The 22,176-nt window shown below is 41.3% G+C and carries 19 protein-coding genes; all 19 read left to right on the plus strand.

The annotated features are described in order from the left end of the window. Positions 1 to 690 precede the first annotated feature (690 nt). The 19 genes from ACFQ19_RS09525 to dapG all read left to right on the plus strand — a co-directional run bounded on the left by ACFQ19_RS09525 (position 691) and on the right by dapG (position 22,128). Complete coding sequence (locus ACFQ19_RS09525) at positions 691 to 4,980, plus strand: PolC-type DNA polymerase III (protein ID WP_379591846.1); 4,290 nt, start codon at positions 691 to 693, stop codon at positions 4,978 to 4,980. A gap of 290 nt (positions 4,981 to 5,270) precedes the next feature. Then, a complete protein-coding gene (gene rimP, locus ACFQ19_RS09530) occupies positions 5,271 to 5,741 on the plus strand; it encodes a ribosome maturation factor RimP (RefSeq protein ID WP_379591847.1) in 471 nt (156 codons plus the stop codon). 89 nt (positions 5,742 to 5,830) lie between these two features. Next, positions 5,831 to 6,934 (plus strand): transcription termination factor NusA, encoded by a 1,104-nt coding sequence (gene nusA, locus ACFQ19_RS09535; RefSeq protein WP_379591848.1) that lies wholly within the window; start codon positions 5,831 to 5,833, stop codon positions 6,932 to 6,934. Between the two features lie 13 nt (positions 6,935 to 6,947). Then, a complete protein-coding gene (rnpM, locus tag ACFQ19_RS09540; RefSeq protein WP_379591849.1) occupies positions 6,948 to 7,217 on the plus strand; it encodes an RNase P modulator RnpM in 270 nt (89 codons plus the stop codon). A gap of 1 nt (position 7,218) precedes the next feature. Further along, positions 7,219 to 7,524 (plus strand): L7Ae/L30e/S12e/Gadd45 family ribosomal protein, encoded by a 306-nt coding sequence (locus ACFQ19_RS09545; protein WP_379591850.1) that lies wholly within the window; start codon positions 7,219 to 7,221, stop codon positions 7,522 to 7,524. A 237-nt stretch (positions 7,525 to 7,761) separates the two neighbouring features. Continuing rightward, positions 7,762 to 9,858 carry a translation initiation factor IF-2 gene (gene infB, locus ACFQ19_RS09550; RefSeq protein ID WP_379591851.1) on the plus strand — a complete coding sequence of 699 codons (2,097 nt, stop codon included), beginning with the start codon at positions 7,762 to 7,764 and terminating at the stop codon, positions 9,856 to 9,858. Then, a complete protein-coding gene (locus ACFQ19_RS09555; protein WP_379591852.1) occupies positions 9,855 to 10,133 on the plus strand; it encodes a DUF503 domain-containing protein in 279 nt (92 codons plus the stop codon). The genes infB and ACFQ19_RS09555 overlap by 4 nt, the downstream gene beginning before the upstream one ends. A 109-nt stretch (positions 10,134 to 10,242) precedes the next feature. Continuing rightward, on the plus strand, positions 10,243 to 10,584 hold the full coding sequence (rbfA, locus tag ACFQ19_RS09560) for a 30S ribosome-binding factor RbfA (RefSeq protein ID WP_379591853.1): 342 nt from the start codon (positions 10,243 to 10,245) through the stop codon (positions 10,582 to 10,584). 125 nt (positions 10,585 to 10,709) lie between these two features. Further along, positions 10,710 to 11,603 (plus strand): tRNA pseudouridine(55) synthase TruB, encoded by an 894-nt coding sequence (gene truB, locus ACFQ19_RS09565; RefSeq protein WP_379591854.1) that lies wholly within the window; start codon positions 10,710 to 10,712, stop codon positions 11,601 to 11,603. Positions 11,604 to 11,628: 25 nt separating this feature from the next. Continuing rightward, positions 11,629 to 12,570, plus strand: coding sequence for a bifunctional riboflavin kinase/FAD synthetase (locus ACFQ19_RS09570; protein ID WP_379591855.1), 942 nt, complete (start codon positions 11,629 to 11,631; stop codon positions 12,568 to 12,570). Positions 12,571 to 12,696: 126 nt separating this feature from the next. Further along, on the plus strand, positions 12,697 to 12,966 hold the full coding sequence (rpsO, locus tag ACFQ19_RS09575) for a 30S ribosomal protein S15 (protein WP_379591856.1): 270 nt from the start codon (positions 12,697 to 12,699) through the stop codon (positions 12,964 to 12,966). Positions 12,967 to 13,203: 237 nt separating this feature from the next. Beyond that, positions 13,204 to 15,318 carry a polyribonucleotide nucleotidyltransferase gene (gene pnp, locus ACFQ19_RS09580; protein ID WP_379591857.1) on the plus strand — a complete coding sequence of 705 codons (2,115 nt, stop codon included), beginning with the start codon at positions 13,204 to 13,206 and terminating at the stop codon, positions 15,316 to 15,318. Positions 15,319 to 15,456: 138 nt separating this feature from the next. Next, on the plus strand, positions 15,457 to 16,410 hold the full coding sequence (locus ACFQ19_RS09585) for a polysaccharide deacetylase family protein (protein ID WP_379591858.1): 954 nt from the start codon (positions 15,457 to 15,459) through the stop codon (positions 16,408 to 16,410). Positions 16,411 to 16,444: 34 nt separating this feature from the next. Further along, entirely contained in the window at positions 16,445 to 17,671 is a 1,227-nt protein-coding gene (locus tag ACFQ19_RS09590; RefSeq protein WP_379591859.1) for a M16 family metallopeptidase, read from the plus strand. Positions 17,672 to 17,772: 101 nt separating this feature from the next. Continuing rightward, positions 17,773 to 18,024, plus strand: coding sequence for a YlmC/YmxH family sporulation protein (locus tag ACFQ19_RS09595; RefSeq protein ID WP_379591860.1), 252 nt, complete (start codon positions 17,773 to 17,775; stop codon positions 18,022 to 18,024). Positions 18,025 to 18,238: 214 nt separating this feature from the next. Next, positions 18,239 to 19,123, plus strand: coding sequence for a dipicolinic acid synthetase subunit A (dpaA, locus tag ACFQ19_RS09600; protein WP_379591861.1), 885 nt, complete (start codon positions 18,239 to 18,241; stop codon positions 19,121 to 19,123). Then, a complete protein-coding gene (gene dpaB, locus ACFQ19_RS09605; protein WP_379591862.1) occupies positions 19,120 to 19,725 on the plus strand; it encodes a dipicolinate synthase subunit B in 606 nt (201 codons plus the stop codon). Before dpaA ends, dpaB begins: the two co-directional genes overlap by 4 nt. A gap of 40 nt (positions 19,726 to 19,765) precedes the next feature. Further along, positions 19,766 to 20,818, plus strand: coding sequence for an aspartate-semialdehyde dehydrogenase (gene asd / locus ACFQ19_RS09610; RefSeq protein WP_379591863.1), 1,053 nt, complete (start codon positions 19,766 to 19,768; stop codon positions 20,816 to 20,818). A gap of 80 nt (positions 20,819 to 20,898) precedes the next feature. Beyond that, on the plus strand, positions 20,899 to 22,128 hold the full coding sequence (gene dapG, locus ACFQ19_RS09615) for an aspartate kinase (RefSeq protein ID WP_379591864.1): 1,230 nt from the start codon (positions 20,899 to 20,901) through the stop codon (positions 22,126 to 22,128). Positions 22,129 to 22,176 lie beyond the last annotated feature (48 nt).

A 22,176-nucleotide genomic window follows, 5' to 3' on the forward strand; every position in this document is an offset into this window, starting at 1 on the left:
CATCATCCGTTCGTAAACTCACGGTGATTCCTTTATCTCAGTTGCTTCGGTCCAGTTGTTACGTTTTTAAACGACGCTTTCCGCTTTCCTTTCAGGAGTCAAAACGGTCCGCCTCCGCTAGTGGGATATTCTATACATGAAATAGCTGAACAAATAAAAGTCAGATCAGACAGAACACATTTTCCGTGATGCATGGTAAAAATGTTCCGCACTCATTCCATTCTGTGCATGAAAGCTATTCTCAATAGAAACGATTCATGCTGTCATGTAATCAATCATTTTGAAACACCAGAATGATGGTTTATTTAGGCTTAAAAGCGATTATTTCATCTAATTTCATTAAGATGTTATTTCTTCCAAGCGTTGTAGCATCCTATTAGAGCGCAGGCCAACCACGGAGACTCCTATGGGAACAGGGCGAGCTGAAGATCCACTTGAAAAGCGGTCTTCTTTTCAAGTTAGCTGAAGCCGTCCCCATGGAAAGCGGAGTGGTTGGCCGGAGCGGTTGCTACACACCATACCTTGTTCAAAAAAAAGGACGCGTTATCGAAAAGCAAGCATGATAACAGAGAACCTGTTCACCTTGGAAAAGCAAGGTTTATATGTTTATTCTTAGGTGCGTAAGTTGAGTAATAATAAATGAAGTTTTCTTTTCATAAATAAAAATGTCTATAGATTGGAGGGGCATAAATGGGGATTTCCAAGCAAGAAAAAATGAAATTGCTGCTTGAGCAAATTCAATTGTCAGAAACATCGATTCAAACGTATTTTGCTTCAAGTTATTTGGAAAAAGTAGAAGTATATAAACAAGAGAAAAAATGGCATTTTTATATTCATTTAGAAGATGTGCTTCCTTTTGATGAATATTTATATTTATACCAGTCCCTGCAAAAAAGCTTCTCATCCATTGCGGACAAGGTAGAGCTGACATTACATACAGATAATAAACAATGTAATGAAAAAGACATGGGCGTATATTGGAAACACTTTTTGGCAACAACACCGATTTCCCCCGCCCATCAGGAAATGGTGATGCAGCAGACACCGCGCATTGCGGAAAATAAGATTATGCTGACTTCCAGAAATGAAACAGAATCAAATATTTTGAAAAAAAGACTGGAACCTGCCTTTAGTCAATTCTGTTATCAAATCGGGGCCAGACCTTATGCTATTGATTTTGAAGTGCAAGCAAATCAAGATGAAATGCAGGCGTTTCAGGATAACAAAGCTAAAGAGGATCAGGAGCTGGTTCAAAAAACGGTTAAGGAAAAAGAAAAACGGGATAAAGAGAAAGATACGCCTGTCAGTCAGCCGCTTGCAATTGGTTATAAAATTCAAGATGAACCTGTAGAGATGAATCAAATCCTAGAAGAAGAAAGACGTATCACGGTACAAGGGTATGTTTTTGATGCTGAAATCCGTGAACTGCGATCCGGGCGTAGTCTGTTGATTATGAAAGTAACCGATTATACAGATTCCCTGCAAATCAAAATGTTCTCAGGCGGTGATGAAGATGTCAGCAAGTTTCAATCTGTGAAAAAAGGCATGTGGGCAAAAGCCCGCGGAAGTATCCAGACAGATATGTATACTAATGAACTGGCTATGATGGCAAAGGATATTCACGAGGTGCAAGTCAAAGAAAAACAAGACGAGGCGCCGGAAAACGAAAAAAGAGTCGAACTGCATGCCCATACGACCATGAGCCAAATGGATGCTGTTGTCTCTCCAGAGGCGTTAATAGAACAAGCGGGGAAATGGGGTCAACCTGCGATTGCTATCACGGACCATGCCGGAGTACAAGGCTTTCCGGATGCGTACTATGCCGGACAGAAAAATGGTGTAAAAGTACTCTATGGCGTAGAAGCAAACCTGGTCGATGATGGTGTTCCAATTGCCTACAATGAGAGCGACCGTTCTTTAAAAGAGGACACGTATGTGGTATTTGACGTGGAAACAACAGGACTGTCTGCGGTGTACGATACCATTATAGAATTGGCCGCTGTAAAGGTGAAGGATGGAGAAATTATTGACCGGTTTGAATCTTTTGCCAATCCACATCATCCGCTATCACAGACAACAACTGATTTAACAGGTATCACAGATGATATGGTGAAGGATGCTCCAGAAGTAGATGATGTGTTAAAAGAATTTCATGCCTGGATGGGCGACGATATCTTAGTAGCGCATAATGCAAGCTTTGATATGGGCTTCTTAAATCAAGGATTTAAACGGATTGACTATGCGAAAGCAGCTAATCCGGTCATTGATACACTGGAATTAGCGCGGTTTTTAATTACCGAGCTCAAAAACCACCGTTTGAATACCTTGTGTAAACATTTAGGGATTGAATTAACACAGCATCACCGTGCGATTTATGATGCGGAAGCTACTGGCTATTTGTTGTGGAACCTGGTTCAGAAATTGTTGGAAAGAGACATAACCAACCACCAAGACTTAAATAACCACATGGGAGAGAACAATGCCTATCAGCGTTCCAGACCGTATCACTGTACGATTTTAGCGCAGACACAGGAAGGCTTGAAAAATTTATACAAGATTGTGTCCCATGCGCATATTGACTATTTCTACCGTGAGCCGCGGCTGCCAAGGTCTATTTTGAAAAAATATCGCGAAGGACTCTTGATCGGAACAGCATGTGACCGCGGTGAAGTATTTGAAACAATGATGCAGAAATCCGAGGAAGAAGCGGAACAGGTTGCCGAATTTTATGACTATATTGAAGTGCAGCCGCCAAAAAACTTTGTGCATTTAGTAGATAAAGATTTAGTACAAAATGAAGCGCAGATTGTCGATATACTGCGAAAACTCGTTGATCTTGGCGACCGGATGGGTAAACTGGTAACAGCAACCGGAAACGTCCACTATCTGCATGACTTTGATAAGCAATACCGTCAAATTCTGATTGCTTCTCAGGCCGGTAACCCATTAAATCGGCAAACCCTGCCGGACACGCCGTTCCGGACAACGAATGAAATGCTTGCGGCTTTCTCCTTTTTAGGGGAAAAAAAAGCAAAAGAAGTCGTTGTTCAAAACACGCAACAATTAGCAGATAATATAGAGGAGATTTCTCCTATCCAGGACGGTTTGTTTACACCGAATATTGAAGGCGCCGAACAAGAAATGCGGGATTTATGCTATAACATGGCCAAGGAAATATATGGGGAACCTATACCGGAAATTGTGACGAAGCGTCTGGAAACAGAGTTAGAGAGTATTATCGGAAATGGCTTTGCTGTTATCTATTTAATTTCCCAGAAGCTTGTTAAAAAGTCACTGAATGATGGTTATCTGGTAGGTTCCAGGGGATCGGTCGGTTCATCCTTTGTTGCAACAATGACCGAAATTACCGAAGTGAACCCGCTGCCGCCGCATTATGTATGCCCAAGCTGTAAGCACTCCGAATTCTTTACAGATGGTTCGGTTGCAAGCGGCTTTGATTTAGAAGATAAGGCTTGTCCATCTTGCGGAGCTGCGCTGAGAAAAGATGGACACGATATTCCTTTTGAAACATTCCTAGGCTTTAAAGGGGATAAAGTGCCCGATATTGACTTGAACTTCTCAGGCGACTATCAGCCTCGTGCTCATAACTATACGAAAGATTTGTTTGGGGTAGATAATGTTTACAGAGCGGGAACAATAGGAACGGTCGCTGAAAAAACAGCCTATGGTTATGTGAAAGGGTACGCTTCCGATCATCAGCTGGTTTACAAAAATGCAGAAATTGACCGGCTTGTACAAGGCTGTACAGGGGTGAAAAGAACGACCGGACAGCATCCGGGAGGAATTATTGTTGTCCCGGATGATAAAGAAATTTATGATTTTACGCCAATCCAGTTCCCGGCGGACGACAGGAACAGTGAATGGCGGACAACGCATTTTGATTTCCACTCGATTCATGATAATTTGCTGAAGCTGGATATACTCGGACACGATGATCCGACCGTCATCCGGATGCTTCAGGATTTAAGCGGTATTGATCCGAAAACCATTCCGACAGATGATGAAGAAGTAATGAAAATCTTTGGCGGAACGGAATCTCTAGGCGTTACGCCGGAGCAAATCCAGTGTAAAACAGGAACGTTGGGCGTACCGGAATTTGGTACAAGATTTGTCCGGCAGATGCTGGAAGATACGAAGCCGAAGACATTTGCGGAATTAATCATTATATCTGGATTGTCGCATGGTACCGATGTATGGCTCGGCAATGCGCAGGAATTGATTAATGACGGCATTTGTAATCTTCCCGATGTTATCGGGTGCCGGGATGATATTATGGTGTATTTAATGCATAAAGGATTAGAACCATCCTTGGCATTTAATATCATGGAGTTTGTCCGTAAAGGCAGAGGTTTGAAGGATGAATGGATCGAGGAAATGAAAAAGAACGGTGTACCTGACTGGTATATTGAATCTTGTAAGAAAATCAAATACATGTTCCCGAAAGCCCACGCTGCAGCCTATGTACTGATGGCTGTGCGCATTGCCTATTTCAAAGTGCATCATCCGATTCTTTTTTACGCTGCCTATTTTACTGTCCGCGCAGATGATTTTGAATTAGATACGATGATTAAAGGGTCAGATGCGATTCGGAAACGTATTGAAGAAATCAGTTACAAAGGCAATGATGCTTCACCGAAAGAGAAAAGTCTGCTTACGGTGCTGGAGATTTGTCTAGAAATGTGTGAACGCGGTCTATCCTTTAACAAGGTAGATTTATATAAATCAAGCGCGACAGAGTTTATTGTGGACGGGAATTCCCTGCTCCCTCCTTTCAACGCTGTGGACGGTTTAGGGACAAACGCTGCCTTAAATATTGTTAAAGCGCGTGAAGAAGGCGAATTTTTATCAAAAGAAGATTTAAGAGAAAGAAGTAAAATTTCCAAAACGGTGCTGGAGTATTTAGATAACCATGGATGCTTAGAAGGAATGGAAGAAAAAAACCAGCTTTCTTTATTCTAAATGAGATGGATTATCCGGTTAAAATGCCCTGTTTTTGGGAAAACTGACTGTAACGGCACAGCTCTGGAAAGCTTTGAAGTCTTGTTTTGATGGTTTGCAATGGGGTATAGAATATGCTATACTATTTTTTGGTTAGAATGTTTGATACGTACGAATGCAAAGAGTGGGTTCACGCCCGCTCTTTCTTCATACTCCGCCTAAACAGGACTCTCTGCTTCCCCCGCCACTTTTTTAGGCAGGGGTTTTATATTGGGGGAAAGTGCGGAGACATGGTTAAAGGAGGTTTACACTTGAGTTCTAAGATAATTGATATAGCAACGGAATTAGTTAATCCAATTTTAGAAGAGAAAAATTTAGAATTAGTTGATATGGAATATGTGAAAGAAGGAAAAAACTGGTTTCTACGTGTTTATATTGATAAAGAGGGCGGTATTGACATTGTAGAATGTGGCGAGGTATCTGAACAGTTAAGTGAAAAACTGGATGAAGCCGATCCGATTAAAGAACCTTATTTTCTGGAAGTATCTTCCCCTGGGGTTGAAAAGCCGTTAAAAACATTGGAAGACTTAAAAGAAAATATTGGACAGAATGTTTTCGTCAAATTATATGAGAAAATTGATGATGAAAAAACATTTGAAGGTACTTTACAAAATGTAGAGAATAACACCCTTTCGATTGAATACAAAGAAAAAACAAGAAAGAAAACCGTGGAAATACCTTATGAAAAAGTTGCAAAAGCAAGACTTGCAGTCATGTTTTAATGAGTGCCTTTAAAAAGACGGTAAAAGGATTTACATCTCCTTTTATCTGATTTATTGATAAACATCAACCAGAAGGGGGAAAAGAAAAAGTGAGCACGCAGTTGTTTGATGCGATTGATCATTTAGCAAAAGAAAAAGGGATAGAAAAGGATATTTTGATGGAGGCCTTGGAAGCAGCGCTTATTTCTGCTTATAAGAAAAATTTTAAAGCAGCGTCAAATGTCCGAGTGGAGTTAAATGAAACGACTGGAAAGATGGGTGTCTTTGCGAGAAAAACGATTGTTGAAAACGTAGAAGACGACCAGCTTGAAATATCTCTTGATGAAGCAAAAAGTATTAATCCAAATTATGAAGCAGATGATGTTATCGAAGTGGAAGTAACACCGAAAGATTTTGGACGTATTGCTGCACAGGCTGCAAAGCAAGTAGTTACCCAGCGTGTGCGTGAGGCAGAACGCGGTGTAATTTTCTCTGAATATGTTGATAGAGAAGAAGATGTTATGACAGGGATTGTTCAGCGCAAGGATGCCCGTTTTGTCTATGTGCATCTTGGAAAAATTGAAGCCAAGCTGGCAGAAGCTGAACAGATGCCAACCGAAGAATATCATCCCCACGATCGTTTGAAAGTGTTTGTAACAAAAGTGGAGAATACAAGTAAAGGACCGCAAATTTATATTTCGCGTTCCCATCCCGGTTTATTAAAACGGTTATTTGAAATGGAAGTCCCAGAAATTTATGATGGCATTGTGGAAATCAGATCTGTTTCCCGTGAGGCCGGCGACCGTTCTAAAATATCTGTTCATGCGCCAGATCCGGAAATCGATCCGGTAGGTTCCTGTGTAGGACAGAAAGGACAGCGCGTTCAAGCGATTGTTACCGAGTTAAAAGGGGAAAAGATTGATATAGTCGAGTGGTCGGAAGATCCGGTTGTTTATGTATCAAATGCTTTAAGCCCTTCCAAAGTATTGAAAGTACTGGTAGATGAGGAAGATAAAGCAACGACTGTTATTGTGCCGGACTATCAATTATCACTGGCAATCGGCAAACGGGGACAGAATGCACGGTTAGCCGCTAAACTTACAGGCTGGAAAATTGATATTAAAAGTGAATCCGACGCAAGAGCAGAAGGTTTGCTTGATGATGCAGATGTAGAAGCAGCTTATTCTGACAACGATGAAGATTTGTTTGAATAAGGAGGTATTTCCCTTGGCTAAGAAGAAAAAAATACCAGAACGAAAATGTGTTATTACAAATGAAATGAAGCCGAAAAAAGACTTAATCCGCATTGTCCGGAATAAGGAAGGGGAAGTGTTTGTGGATGAAACCGGCAAGAAAAACGGCCGCGGCGCTTACCTTTCCAAAGATAAGTCTGTGATTGAGCAGGCCCGGCAAACGGGTGCGCTTAACAAAACATTGAATGCAGAAGTAAGTCCGACAATCTACGATGAGTTAGAAGCTTTAGTAGAGGGAGAATGACATGAATCCGAATTATCTAAACATCATTGGTCTCGCTGTCAGAGCAGGTAAATGTTCCACAGGAGATAACATTATAAAGGATATCCGTAAAGGTCGTGCAAAGCTTGTCTTATTGGCTGAAGATATTGGACCGCAAACGAAAAAGAAACTTGCGGATAAATGCAACTCGTTTGATGTTCCGTACCGTTTTGTCGCTGATCGGGAAGTATTATCACAGGCAATCGGGAAAGAACAGCGGGTTGCGATAGCCATATTGGATGCAGGTTTTGCCAAAAAACTCCTTTCTTTATTAACAAAGAAGGTGTAACCTTTTTCGAGAATGAACTCCCAAGCTATAGATATAGCTTTCTAGCTCCGGGCGCCAAACGAAAGAGATTGCAGCGCTGTATGTTCAACGGCTGAAAAATGGTCATATCGCGTATGGAAGGAAAGCCGGTATGTGTCCGGTAAATTCCGTCAAAGCGGGTAAATACAAGTAAGCGGCCGTATTTAAGGGCGCTCTCCATTTTTAGTTTGTTGGATAAAATAATCCGGAGGTGAAGGTATGAGCAAAATACGTGTATATGAATACGCAAAGAAAAATAACGTTGCGAGTAAGGAAATCATTCAATTTTTAAAGAATAAGAATATAGAAGTTTCCAATCATATGTCTACTATTACTGATAAAGAAATCAAACAATTGGATGAAAAATTCAACCCGCAGCCAAAACAAAATAATAATAATCAGACAGCTGCGAATAAGAAGCCAAAAGATAAAAAAACGACGAATCAAAAACCGAATGCAAATCAGCGCGGGAAGAAAGAAAATCCGAATAATAAAAAACAACATTCCTCTAAAAAAGGGAAACAACATCAACCGCAAAAGGGGCAGTCATTAGTGAAAGAAACTCCAAGTAAAATTATGTACCATGGTACTTTAACCGTACAAGAATTAGCAGATAAACTGCAAAAAGAGCCGTCTGAAATCATCAAGAAATTGATGTTTATGGGTGTGATGGCTACAAAAAACCAGGACCTGGAAGATGACGCTGTTGAGTTAATTTGTGAAGAATTTAATGTAGAAGTAGAAAAAGAAATCATTCTGGAAGATACAGACCTTGACAAATATATTGAAGAAGACGATAGTGATAAATTAGTAGAACGTCCTGCTGTTGTTACAATTATGGGACATGTTGACCACGGAAAAACAACACTGCTGGATGCTATTCGTCATACAAAAGTGACAGCTGGTGAAGCTGGCGGTATCACACAGCATATTGGCGCTTATCAGGTTGAAAACGACGGGAAAAAAGTGACGTTCCTGGATACGCCGGGCCACGCTGCGTTTACCAGCATGCGTTCGCGCGGTGCACAGGTAACGGATATTGCTATTTTAGTTGTTGCTGCAGATGATGGCGTTATGCCGCAAACAACAGAGGCAATTAACCATGCGAAAGCTGCAGGAGTACCAATTATCGTCGCAGTTAATAAAATGGATAAAGAGGGTGCTAACCCGGATCGCGTTATGCAGGAGTTGACAGAGCATGAATTAGTTCCGGAAGCTTGGGGAGGCAGCACCATCTTTGCGAATCTTTCTGCTGTAAAAGGGGAAGGTATAGATGACCTGCTCGAGATGATTTTGTTAGTTGCGGAAGTAGAAGAACTAAAAGCAAATCCGGATGCAAAAGCTTTCGGTACAGTTATTGATGCCAAGTTAGATAAAGGTAGAGGATCTGTAGCGACTCTGCTGATACAAAACGGTACATTGCATGTCGGTGACCCGCTGGTTGTGGGAAGTACGTACGGAAAAGTGCGTGCGATGGTAAACGACCTCGGACAGCGTGTGAATGAAGTCGGTCCATCCGCACCGGCTGAAATTACCGGACTGCAACATGTTCCGCAGGCCGGCGACCAATTCCTTGCATTTTCAGATGAGAAAAAAGCGCGTCAAATTGGTACCGCCCGTCAAGAGAAAGAAATTGATGAAAATCGTGGCAGTCAATCTACGGTCAGCTTAGATGATTTGTTTGAGCAAATTAAGCAAGGGGAAATGAAAGAATTAAACCTTATTGTTAAAGCCGATGTTCAAGGTTCTGTGGAAGCTCTGGCAGCTTCTCTGCGAAAAATTGAAGTGGAAGGTGTAAATGTTAAAATCATCCACACCGGCGTAGGTGCGATTAAGGAATCCGATATTATCCTTGCTTCTGCATCCAATGCCATTGTGATCGGGTTCAATGTCCGTCCGGATGCGAATGCGAAAAGAGCTGCAGAATCCGAAAAAATTGATTTACGTCTTCATCGTGTTATCTATAGCGCGATTGAAGAAATCGAATCAGCCATGAAAGGCCTGCTTGACCCAGAGTATCAAGAAAAAGTAATCGGTCAGGCGGAAGTCCGTGAAACATTTAAGGTATCACGTATCGGTACGATTGCCGGAAGCTATGTAACAGACGGTAAAATCACGAGGGATTCCAGCGTCCGTTTAATTCGTGACGGTGTCGTACTTTTTGAAGGCGACCTGCTTGATTTGAAACGTTTTAAAGATGATGTAAAAGAAGTTCAAAAAAACTATGAATGTGGTATCACATTGAAGAACTTTAATGATATTAAAGAAGGCGACACAATCGAAGCTTATGTCATGGAAGAAATAGAAAGAAAATGATTCTCTATGCAGAAGTAGAATGTATGTTGTATGAAGGAAATTCATTAAAGGCGAAACGGTCCGTTTTAAAACGGGTGATGAACAAATTACGTCAATCTTATAATGTTTCGGTTTCTGAGATTGGGTTTCAAGACCTTTGGCAACGAACAAAACTCGGGATTGTCATTGTTTCGACGGATTATGTGCATGCTGAAAAAGTAATCCAACAAGCTTTACACACAATAGATTCTTTTTCTGAATTAGAGAGAACAATAACCAATGTAGAACGATTGTAAAAGTGCGTGTTCAAAAAGATCTGCATGTTAAGCAATAAATGCTTTCAGACAAGAGCTTTTTGAACATCCTTTAACATGAAGGTTCATCGAAGTATGTGAGGTGAGATGAATGGCTGAATTAAGAGCCCATCGCGTTGCAGAGCAAATGAAAAAAGAAATGGGTGATATTTTATCCAGAAAAATAAAAGATCCCCGTGTAGGCTTTGTGACAGTTACCGATGTAGAAGTAACCGGCGATTTGCAGCAGGCAAAAATTTTTATTTCGGTATTAGGTGATGAGAAGAAAAAGCAGGAAACTTTATTGGGACTTGCAAAAGCAAAAGGGTTTATTCGTTCAGAAATCGGCAAGCGGATTCGTTTGCGTAAAACTCCTGAACTCAGCTTTGAATTTGATGAAGCAATCGAGCAGGGTAATCGGATAGATGCTATCTTGAGAGATCTTAATAAGTAATGTTGAAAACTGATTCTTCTGCTTTCCGGGGGGATCAGTTTTTACTTTTAGGATGTAAAATCTCCACGGAGGATGATAGAGAGCCTCGTTCTATTGACTATTTCTTGAAGAAAGGATGGCTTTTTATGGTGAATGGAATTTTACCGCTTTGGAAGCCTAAGGGCATGACTTCTTTTGATTGTGTGGCGAAATGCCGCCGCTATTTTCAAACGAAAAAAGTCGGGCATACCGGGACGTTAGATCCGGAAGTAGAGGGCGTACTGCCTATTTGTATTGGTCAAGCTACCAAGATTGTTCCGTATTTGACAGATACAGAAAAAGTTTATTTAGGAACGGTAGCCTTAGGAGCGGAAACAGATACAGAAGATGCAACCGGAAATGTGATGGCCGAAAAAGGAGTGACCCGCATGCCGGAGAAGTCAGAAATAGAAGCTGTTTTAGAAAAAAATAAAGGGGCCATAACCCAAGTGCCGCCTATGTACTCTGCTGTAAAAGTGCATGGCAAAAAACTTTATGAATATGCAAGAGCAAATGAAGAAGTCGAAAGGCCGGTGCGGGAAGTATTTATTCATGATTTGCAGCTTACAGCTATAGATGAGGAAAAAAACACCTTTGATATATATGTTACTTGTTCTAAAGGAACCTATATCCGAACGTTATGCGTGGATATTGGAAAACAATTAGGCTACCCGGCACACATGCTGCAGTTAGAAAGAATACAAACCGGCAGCTTTTCCAAGAAAAAGACGGTGACTTTTGCTATGATAGAGGAGGCAGCTACCAAAAGCGAACAGGAACAGCTGTTAAGTCCGATTTCAGAAGGATTAAGCCATTTAACACATCAAGAAGTAGATGAAGCATTAAAGGCCCGTATTAAAAATGGCCAGAAATTAACGATTACAGAAACTCCTTTCTTGACAAATGATCCGATTGTATTTACAAATAATGAAGAAGTGTTAGCGATTTATGGCAGACATCCAGATAAACCGGAGCAGATGAAACCATTAAGAGTATTCTAACGAAAGAAAGTGAAGGTGTAGCAGGATGAAAACGATAGAATTATCCTATCCGCATACGTTACATAAGGAAGATTTACCGGAAACAGTCAGTGCTATTGGATTTTTTGACGGAATCCATAAAGGGCATCAAAAGGTTATTCAGCAGGCTATAGATAAAGCGGCACAAAATAATATGGAAAGTGCTGTCATCACTTTTTTTCCGCACCCTTCTGTTGTGTTAAAAAAAGATGCAGCCCATGTGAAGTACCTGACATTGCCTTCTGAGAAACAGGAAATCGTCGAGGAGATGGGTGTGGACCGTGTATACATTATCCGTTTTAATGAGGAATTATCGAAACTTAGTCCGCAAGAATTTATTGACCACTTTATTATCGGTTTAAATATACAGCATTTGGTTGCCGGTTTTGATTATTCTTTTGGTCACAAAGGAAAAGGGCAAATGGCAGATATGCAGCATTATGCAAGAGATGCATTTACTTGGGAGACGGTAGATAAAGTGACTTTAAAAGAAGAAAAAATCAGTTCTACCCGCATCAGACAGGCATTGGCCGCCGGAGAAATGGAGGAGGCTGAGCAGCTGCTGGGGAGACCGTACACCATATCCGGTGTTGTCGTAAAAGGGGCAAGCCGCGGCCGTGAATTAGGTTATCCCACTGCAAACTTGGCTATACCTAAAGAAACGCTGCTGCCCAAGCAGGGTGTCTACGCTGCACGTGTTTACCGGAAGGACAGGGTATATGGCGGAATGGCGAATATCGGAACCAACCCGACATTCACGGAAGACCAGGTGGACATGTCTGTAGAAGTGTACCTGTTTGACTTTGATGACAATTTGTATGGAGAGGAATTAATGATGGAATGGCTGTCTCATACAAGAGATGAAATCAAATTCGATTCGAAGGAAGCGCTGATAGAAAGAATGCAGCAGGATGACCAGGAGATCAGAGCCTATTTAGAAAATAGATAAACTTATACTTGATTTTTTTCTTCAAAAGCGCTATGCTTGTATTTGTACAACCATCGCTTGGCATCACGTAACTCCGGCGTATGCTAGGGGATTGGGGATAAAAATTATTTTTTTGGAGGTGCCATCATGGCAATTACACAAGAACGTAAAAATGAAATTATTAATGAGTACAAGGTGCATGATACAGATACTGGATCTCCAGAGGTTCAAATCGCTGTTTTAACTGCAGAAATCACTGCATTAAACGAGCATTTACGTACACATAAAAAGGACCACCATTCACGTCGCGGTCTCTTGAAAATGGTAGGTAGACGCCGTAACTTATTAACTTATTTACGTGAAAAAGACGTTACCCGTTACCGTGATCTAATCAGACGACTTGGTTTACGCCGTTAATGACGCAAAAAGCAGGAGCAATCCTGCTTTTTCTTTTATGTAAAAGCATTAAAAGCGGCCATGCACGGAGACAATCAGGCAGCCTGTACCATAGGAAGTGATTGATTCCCGGCAGGCTATCGTTTATCCTATAAAAAGGGATTCTTTTGTGAATAATAGTAGAAAAATGTAATATATGAAGCGCTACATATATATTTAATTTAAATTGCTGTAGCCTTGAAAGGAGCAACAAAACTAATGGCAGACGAAAAAAAGCTGTTCTCTACCGAGATTTCAGGCAAGAAATTTACAGTTGAAGTAGGAGAACTGGCAAAACAAGCAAATGGTGCCTGCATGATTCATTATGGAGACACGTCGGTACTATCGGTAGCAACTGCTTCCAATGAACCGAAAGATTTACCATTTTTCCCTTTAACTGTAAACTATGAAGAAAGACTATATGCAGTAGGAAAAATACCAGGAGGATTTATTAAACGGGAAGGACGCCCCAGCGAGAAGGCTATCCTGTCTTCCAGACTGATTGACCGCCCAATCCGCCCGTTATTTCCGGATGGATTCCGCAATGAAGTGCAAGTAATCAGCACCGTTATGAGTGTTGACCAAGACTGCTCTTCCGAGATTGCCGCAATGATTGGTTCTTCTATTGCTTTAGGTATTTCCGATATTCCGTTTGAACAACCGATTGCAGGTGTGCAAGTCGGTCGTGTTGACGGGGAGTTAATTATTAACCCTACCGTGGAACAAGAGGAAAAAAGCGATATTGATTTAACCGTTGCCGGCACGAAAGATGCAATCAACATGGTAGAAGCCGGGGCAGACGAAGTGCCGGAAGATGTTATGCTTGAGGCAATCATGTTCGGACATGAAGAAATTAAACGTCTCGTTGCTTTCCAGGAAGAAATTGTACAAGCTTTTGGCAAAGAGAAGTTTGAAGTGGAAACAGCAGAAGCTGAGGAAACCCTGGTTGAAAAAATTGAAGCAGAAGCAAAAGAGAAGCTGGTTGAAGCTATTCAAGTGGTTGAAAAACATGCTCGTGATGAAGCTATCGATAAAGTAAAACAAGAAATTGTCGACAAGTATGAGGAAGAAGAGGCAGAAGAAGAAACAATCAAACAGGTAAAATCGGTATTGGATAGCCTCGTGAAAGAAGAGGTACGCCGACTGATTACAAAAGAGAAAGTACGCCCTGACGGCCGGAAGGTAGATGAAATCCGCCCATTATCTTCTCGTATCCATGTTCTTCCGCGTACGCATGGCTCTGGTTTATTTACCCGTGGACAGACACAGGCTCTAAGTGTATGTACATTAGGAGCACTGGGTGATGTGCAAATCTTAGACGGACTTGATTTAGAAGAAACAAAACGCTTTATGCATCATTATAATTTCCCGCAGTACAGTGTTGGTGAAACTGGACCGATCCGCGGACCGGGCCGTCGTGAAATTGGTCACGGTGCATTAGGTGAAAGAGCGCTGGAAAAAGTAGTGCCAAGCGAAAAAGATTTCCCTTATACAATTCGTCTTGTATCCGAAGTGCTTGAATCAAACGGTTCTACTTCCCAAGCAAGTATTTGTGCAAGTACATTGGCTATGATGGATGCCGGAGTACCGATAAAAGCACCGGTTGCCGGTATTGCGATGGGACTGGTGAAATCAGGAGATGATTACACGATCCTTTCCGATATTCAAGGCATGGAAGATGCACTTGGAGACATGGACTTTAAAGTGGCCGGTACAGAAAACGGAGTTACCGCGCTGCAAATGGATATTAAAATCGAAGGCTTGTCACGTGCGATTTTAGAAGAAGCATTAACGCAAGCGAAAAAAGGCCGCATGCATATATTAGATTCCATGCTTGCAACCATTGAACAGCCAAAAGAAGAACTGTCTGAATACGCGCCAAAAATCTTAACGATGTCTATTAATCCTGATAAAATCCGTGATGTTATCGGACCGAGCGGGAAACAAATCAATCAGATTATTGATGAAACCGGCGTGAAAATAGATATTGAACAGGATGGTAAGGTCTTTATTTCATCCACCGACAGCGCAATGAACCAGGAAGCGAAAAAAATCATTGAAGACCTGGTACGTGAAGTAGAAGTCGGTCAAGTATATCTTGGAACAGTGAAACGGATTGAAAAATTTGGTGCTTTTGTGGAACTGTTCAAAGGAAAAGACGGACTGGTTCATATTTCTGAACTTGCAGAAGAACGTACGAACAAAGTGGAAGACGCCGTTTCCATTGGCGACCAAATTACGGTCAAAGTAAAAGAAATTGATCGCCAAGGAAGAGTGAACCTTTCTAGAAAAGCCGTTCTGCAAGATGAAAAGAAAGAAAATGCTAATTCATAACCCTTTTCCTGGGAATATAGATATTTTATAAAAAAGAAGCTGATTTTTTCATTCAGTTTCTTTTTTTATGCTGTACTTTAAAACCATTCATACTTGTCCCTTCAAAAGCATAAACATATCAAGAGGGAGGGATTAGAGATGAAGCGGTATTTAAAGTATGCACATGTTCTTGTATTTCTCATTTTAATAGTTACGGTATTTGATATACGTTATAATCCTTTTCAAACGGATACGGTCGTTGTAGATCCGTCAGAAATAGAAGTAAGTGCACCAAAAGATGCGCTTTATATGGAGATTGAACAAAAGAAAGATACGTACCAGGAAGATGCAGAAAATGCTTATATTGACGAGGTCTGGAAAAAAACACCGGGACGGAACGGATTGACAGTCAATGTGGAAGAGTCCTATCAAAAAATGCAAGAAGCAAATAAATGGGATGAGGAGCTACTCGTTTTTGATGAAACCTCTCCCGATATTCTGTTGGAAGATTTAGAGCCATCCCCCATTTATCGGGGGCATCCTGAAAAAGAAATGGTTTCCTTTTTAATCAATGTTTCCTGGGGAGAAGCGCATATCCCGGAAATGCTGCAAATTTTAAAAGATCATCAGGTCAAAGCAACCTTTTTTATTGAAGGAAAATGGGCGCAAAATAACTCCAGTCTTGTAAAAATGATTGAAGAAGAAGGACATGTTATCGGCAATCATGCCTATGATCATCCAGATATGGCAACGCTTGATAAAAATAATGCCCGTACACAAATCGAAGAAACCAATCAAATTTTAAAAACGATTACCGGAGACGATCCCAAATGGTTTGCGCCTCCCAGCGGAAGCTTTAATGACGAAACCGTAGAAACAGCAGCAGAGTTAAATATGGAAACGATATTATGGTCGCTGGACACAATTGATTGGAAGAATCCATCTGTTTCTGTTATGGTTAATCGCATAGAAAAAAACGCTCATCCCGGAGCAATGATTCTTATGCATCCAACTGCGTCCAGCACAAGCGGCCTGGAGCAAATGATTACCCTACTTAAAGAAAAAGGGTATAAAATAGGAACAGTAGAATCGTTGTTAAGTGAATCGCGTTAAGCTACAAGAGGATGTATGACAAGGAGGAAAAGAATTGGTAGAAAAATATACAAGCAGCAATGGCGTACGGATTGTATTAGAATCCATGCCGTCTGTACGTTCTGTGACCATAGGGGTATGGATCAAAACCGGGTCCAGAAATGAAACCATTCATAATAACGGTATTTCGCACTTTTTAGAGCATATGTTTTTTAAAGGAACGAAAACAAGAAGTGCGCAGGATATTGCGGAAGCATTTGACTCTGTCGGCGGGCAGATTAATGCGTTTACTTCGAAAGAATATACCTGTTTTTATGCCAAAGTATTAGATACACATAAAGCATTCGCGCTGGAAGTATTAGCGGATATGTTCTTTGAATCCACCTTTGATGAAGAGGAAATGGAAAGAGAGAAGAAAGTTGTCTATGAAGAAATAAAAATGTGTGAAGATACACCGGATGATATTGTGCATGATTTACTGGCGGAAGCGGCTTACGGCAAGCATCCGTTAGGATACCCTATTCTTGGAACAGAAAAACAGCTGGCGTCCTTTGACCAGAAACAATTACAGCAGTATGTGGAAGATCATTATACACCTGAAAATGTGGTTATTTCAGTAGCAGGGAATGTAAGCCATGCTTTTATTCATGAGATTGATGCTTATTTCGGCTCATTTACAAGAAATGCTTCCAAAGAAAACATAACAAAGCCTGTATTTTTGCAGGAGGAGATTTATCGGAGCAAAGATACGGAACAGGCGCATCTCTGCCTCGGTTACAATGGTTATGAAGCAGGGGATAAGCAGTTATATCCGTTGGCTATCGTAAATAATGTGCTGGGCGGCAGTATGAGTTCACGCTTATTCCAGGAAGTACGCGAGAAAAAAGGGCTGGCTTATGCTGTCTTTTCTTATCATGCTGCATTTTTGGATGATGGTCTGCTGACAATCTATGCCGGAACCGGAAAAGACCAGCTTGGAGAATTGGAAGAAGTGATTCAATCCACCATTCATGATTTTGTGGAACAAGGTCTATCAGAAAAAGAACTACGGAACAGCAAGGAGCAGATAAAAGGAAATCTGATGCTGGGGCTGGAAAGCACAAACAGCCGGATGTCACGGAACGGACGAAATGAATTAGTATTACAAAAACATCGTACCTTAGATGATTTGGTTCGGGAAATTGATGGCATCACCAACGAGCAAATAACACATGTTATCCAAAATGTGTTCCAGCAAAGTCCATCCCGGGCTCTTATTGCACCTGAGAATTCACGTATATAAGGCATGTTTTCCTGTTTTGGACATATAGTGTATTAATGGAATCTTCAGCGTTCTGAAACCGTAATGCCTTGTTTGCAGAATGGAGAAAAGGAGGTTTTAAGATGGTACGCTTTCGTGACATGGGAGATAAGGAAATTATTAACGTGAATGAAGGAAAAAGACTTGGTATGCTCGGTCAGACCGATCTGGAAATTAATCCGAAAACAGGACAAATTGAGTCATTCATTATCCCGAGCTATAAATGGTTCGGCTTGGTGAAAGAAGGGGAAGAAACCAAGATTCATTGGCAATCCATCCGGAAAATTGGTACGGATATGATTATGATTGATACCGAACTCCCTGAAGAAGAATAATATGGATAAGCTTGTTTATCTGGTTGGAAAAGGATTCCGTTTTATCTTTTCTGAGCCGGGTAAACAAGCTTTTTTTGATATGAAAATAGGTTGTATCCCTTTTTTGACTGGTAAATTGGATTTTTACGGCTTAATTGGTCACCACTGATTTAAAAATTCATAAGCTATATCGAATCATGAATACGTGAAAAGTTGTCTGGAGGTTATACGTAAAATGAGTCGACGAATTGCAGTAATCGGTGGAGATGCAAGGTATTTAGAGTTAATAAAGATATTAAAAGGAAATCCTGATAATGAAGTGATTCTTTGCGGTTTTGATAAATTAGAGCAAGGTTTTACCGGTCTAAATGAATCCGCGCTGGATGAATTGGACCAGAGTAAGTTAGATGTCGTGGTTTTGCCTATAACAGGTATAGACTCCAAAGGGAAAGTGGAAACCGTTTTTACAGATAAAAAAATACATTTAGATGAAGCGTGGTTTCGAAAATTAGCCCCGCAATCTACGGTGTTTACCGGAATTACGAATGCTTACTTAACCAGTTTGGCACAGACAGCAGGTGTAAATCTAGTACCATTGCTTGATCGTGATGATGTTGCCATCTATAACTCCATTCCAACGGCGGAAGGTGCTATTATGATGGCTTTTGAGCATACTGATCAGACCGTTCATTCTTCAAGGGTAATGGTTGTAGGTTTTGGAAGAGTAGGTAATACGGTAGCCAATAAATTCTCGGCGTTGGGAGCAAAGGTTTCCGTTTGCGCCAGAAGTATCAGAGACTTAGCCCGGATTACCGAAATGGGTTTATACGCAGTACCTTTACATGAATTAGATCAACATACGGAGGAATGCGGTATTTTAATTAATACCATTCCGAGTCTGGTAGTGACGAAAGAGGCGATTCGAAACCTGCCGACGAATGCTGTTATTATTGATCTCGCATCAAAACCGGGCGGGACGGATTTTGAATTTGCGGAGAAACGGGGAATTCAGGCTATTCTGGCTCGCAGCCTGCCGGGTATTGTTGCTCCAAGAACGGCTGGGAAGATTCTGGCAAATGTAATGGAACAAATTTTGGAGGAGGAGCGTGCATCCGAATGACATTCAAGGATAAGCGGATTGGCTTTGGCTTAACAGGTTCACATCATACGTTCACGCATATTTTTCCGATTATAGAGGAGCTCATGGATCAGGGTGCGGAAGTGGTTCCGTTTATAACGGAAACCGTTCAGTTCACAGATACCAAACACGGGAAAGCAAAGGACAATGTGAAAAAATTGGAGAGAATCACCAATCAGCCCATTATTACCACGATTCCAGATGCAGAGCCTTATGGTCCGGATAAACCGCTGGATGTAATGATTATTGCCCCGTTGACAGGCAATTCCATGAGCAAATTCGCTAATGCCCACACAGATAATGCGGTGTTAATGGCCGCCAAGTCTACACTCCGCAATGAAAATCCAATCGTATTAGCGTTAACTACCAATGATGCCCTCGGATTAAACGCCAAGAATTTAGCTGTGCTGCTTAATGCAAAGCATATCTATTTTGTACCGTTCGGGCAGGATAATCCGTATCAAAAACCCTCCTCCCTCTCAGCAAATCTGAACCAATTAGTTCCTGCTGTCGAGGAAGCATTAAAAGGAAAACAAATTCAGCCGATTATTGTACCTTATTCCACAAAAAATGTGTTAAAATGAAGATTAGTTGACATTTAATTAAGTGGAGGGAGTAATTGGAATGGCAGAGCAACAAACATTTAATGTAGCTATTGTAGGTGCTACAGGGGCGGTAGGCCAAAAAATCAAACAAATATTAGAAGATAAAAACTTTCCGGTAAAACAGCTGAAATTATTATCCTCAGCTCGTTCGGCAGGAAAGGAAGAAACCTTTCACGGGGAAAAGATAATTGTCGAAGAAGCAGCGCCGGAATCCTTTGAAGATGTAGATATTGCGTTATTTTCAGCGGGTGGATCTATTTCGAAAAAACTGGCTCCTGAAGCGGTAAAAAGAGGAGCAGTCGTTGTTGATAATACAAGTGCTTACCGTATGGATAAAGATGTACCGCTTGTTGTGCCGGAGGTTAATTCGGAAGATATCGCCAGCCATCAGGGAATTATAGCTAACCCGAACTGTTCTACTATCCAGATGGTAGCAGCGTTGAAACCATTAAAAGACGCATTTGGCATCGGGAAAATTATTGTGTCTACCTATCAAGCTGTGTCTGGAGCTGGAAACGAAGCGGTGGATGAATTATATGAACAGTCCAGAGATTATTTGGAAGGCAAAGAAGTAACAGCTGAGGTTTTACCGGTTAAAGGAGATAAAAAGCATTTTCCAATCGCTTTTAATGCTTTGCCGCAAATCGATGTTTTTGAAGATAATGGCTTTACTTTTGAAGAGATGAAAATGATTAATGAAACGAAAAAAATCATGCATGATGACGCGTTAAACGTAGCAGCAACTTGTGTGCGTCTTCCATTTGCTGTTTCGCATGCAGAGAGTGTCTATATCGAACTCGACCAGGAAGATTTGAGTGTAGAAGACTTTAGAAAGACGCTAAAAGAAGCAGATGGAGTGGTACTGCAGGATAATCCGCAAGAACAGGAGTATCCGACACCGCAGTCTGCTCAAGGCAAAGAAGAAGTATTTGTAGGTCGTATCAGAAAAGACTTAGATAATCCAAAAGGGTTCCACTTATGGGTCGTATCTGATAATCTATTAAAAGGCGCGGCTTGGAATACCGTGCAAATCGCACAAACATTAGTGGAACGTGACTGGTTGAAAAAATAAGGTTTTCCAGTCTTTCATGAGACAATCAATCTAATAGACATCCGGAGTTTAATTTCTCGGATCGTGTTGAGGTGTTTATATTGCAAGTATTAGTTCAAAAATTCGGAGGAACTTCTGTACAATCAGAAACGAACCGGGAACATGTTATTCGTCATATTAAAGATGCGCTTGTTCAAGAATATAAGTTAGTCATTGTTGTTTCCGCATTAGGGAGAAAGCCGGATCCTTATGCAACGGATAGTTTACTGAGCCTGGTTGACTTTCCAGCCAATAAAAATGACAATCGCGAGCTTGATTTACTGATGTCTTGCGGAGAAGTGATTTCATCGGTTGTTCTGTCCAATGAATTGCAAAAAAATCATGTGTCAGCGACAGCCTTGACTGGAGCACAGGCCGGCTTTGTGACCAGTGAGGATTATAACCGGGCAAAAATTAAAAAAGTCAATCCGGCACGTGTTTTACAAGAGTTGGAAACCCATGATGTCGTTGTTGTTGCAGGTTTCCAGGGACAGAGCGAATCCGGAGAAGTAACAACAATCGGCAGAGGCGGCAGTGATACATCAGCGGCAGCCTTAGGCGTTGCTTTAGATGCTGAACGTATTGAAATTTTCACAGATGTGGAAGGGATTATGACGGCAGATCCGCGTGTAGTCAAAAATGCACGTCCGCTGGATGTTGTAACGTATACGGAAATTTGTAATCTTGCTTATCAAGGGGCAAAAGTGATCCATCCCCGTGCCGTGGAAATAGCGATGCAGGGAAAAATCCCGATGCGTATCCGCTCCACCTATTCCGAACGGATGGGGACGCTTGTTACTTCGTCCCGGGTGGAAGAAGAGAGTGCGGATATTTCCGAGCGGATGATCACAGGAATTGCCCACATTGCGAATGTGACGCAGATTAAAGTACAGACGAAAGAGTCGGCTTATCGGATGCAGTCCGAAGTTTTTAAGGCAATGGCAGAAGCAGGTATTTCTGTAGACTTTATTAATATTTCTCCGACTGGCGTCGCCTATACTGTGCCGGCTGAGCATACAGCCAAAGCGATCGAAATTTTAGAGGTGCTTGGTTTTCAGCCGGAAATGAAAGAGAACTGTGCAAAAGTTTCAGCTGTAGGCGCAGGGATGACAGGTGTTCCTGGTGTAGCTTCTAAAATTGTCAAAGCATTAACAGATGTCGGGGTACAAATATTGCAGTCCGCAGACAGTCATACGACGATTTGGGTCTTAGTGCATGACCATGAGTTAGTAACCGCAGTAAATGCATTACATGAGGTATTTGGATTAAGCAAACAGGAAGTACCAATATAGAATGTAAAAGGACATGAAGCGGACAGATGATCTGCTTTATGTCCTTTT

This window comes from Oceanobacillus locisalsi (genome assembly GCF_042675985.1).
GTDB lineage: Bacteria > Bacillota > Bacilli > Bacillales > Amphibacillaceae > Oceanobacillus > Oceanobacillus locisalsi.

Bases quoted from the DNA above. Each gene is read 5' to 3' on its own strand.
- pnp (WP_379591857.1), top strand. From the start codon at position 13,204: ATGGCAGACGAAAAAAAGCTGTTCTCTACCGAGATTTCAGGCAAGAAA.
- rpsO (WP_379591856.1), top strand. From the start codon at position 12,697: ATGGCAATTACACAAGAACGTAAAAATGAAATTATTAATGAGTACAAG.
- truB (WP_379591854.1), top strand. From the start codon at position 10,710: ATGGTGAATGGAATTTTACCGCTTTGGAAGCCTAAGGGCATGACTTCT.
- ACFQ19_RS09570 (WP_379591855.1), top strand. From the start codon at position 11,629: ATGAAAACGATAGAATTATCCTATCCGCATACGTTACATAAGGAAGAT.
- asd (WP_379591863.1), top strand. From the start codon at position 19,766: ATGGCAGAGCAACAAACATTTAATGTAGCTATTGTAGGTGCTACAGGG.
- ACFQ19_RS09595 (WP_379591860.1), top strand. From the start codon at position 17,773: ATGGTACGCTTTCGTGACATGGGAGATAAGGAAATTATTAACGTGAAT.
- rbfA (WP_379591853.1), top strand. From the start codon at position 10,243: ATGGCTGAATTAAGAGCCCATCGCGTTGCAGAGCAAATGAAAAAAGAA.
- ACFQ19_RS09545 (WP_379591850.1), top strand. From the start codon at position 7,219: ATGAATCCGAATTATCTAAACATCATTGGTCTCGCTGTCAGAGCAGGT.
- dpaA (WP_379591861.1), top strand. From the start codon at position 18,239: ATGAGTCGACGAATTGCAGTAATCGGTGGAGATGCAAGGTATTTAGAG.
- ACFQ19_RS09585 (WP_379591858.1), top strand. From the start codon at position 15,457: ATGAAGCGGTATTTAAAGTATGCACATGTTCTTGTATTTCTCATTTTA.
- infB (WP_379591851.1), top strand. From the start codon at position 7,762: ATGAGCAAAATACGTGTATATGAATACGCAAAGAAAAATAACGTTGCG.
- dpaB (WP_379591862.1), top strand. From the start codon at position 19,120: ATGACATTCAAGGATAAGCGGATTGGCTTTGGCTTAACAGGTTCACAT.
- ACFQ19_RS09525 (WP_379591846.1), top strand. From the start codon at position 691: ATGGGGATTTCCAAGCAAGAAAAAATGAAATTGCTGCTTGAGCAAATT.
- ACFQ19_RS09555 (WP_379591852.1), top strand. From the start codon at position 9,855: ATGATTCTCTATGCAGAAGTAGAATGTATGTTGTATGAAGGAAATTCA.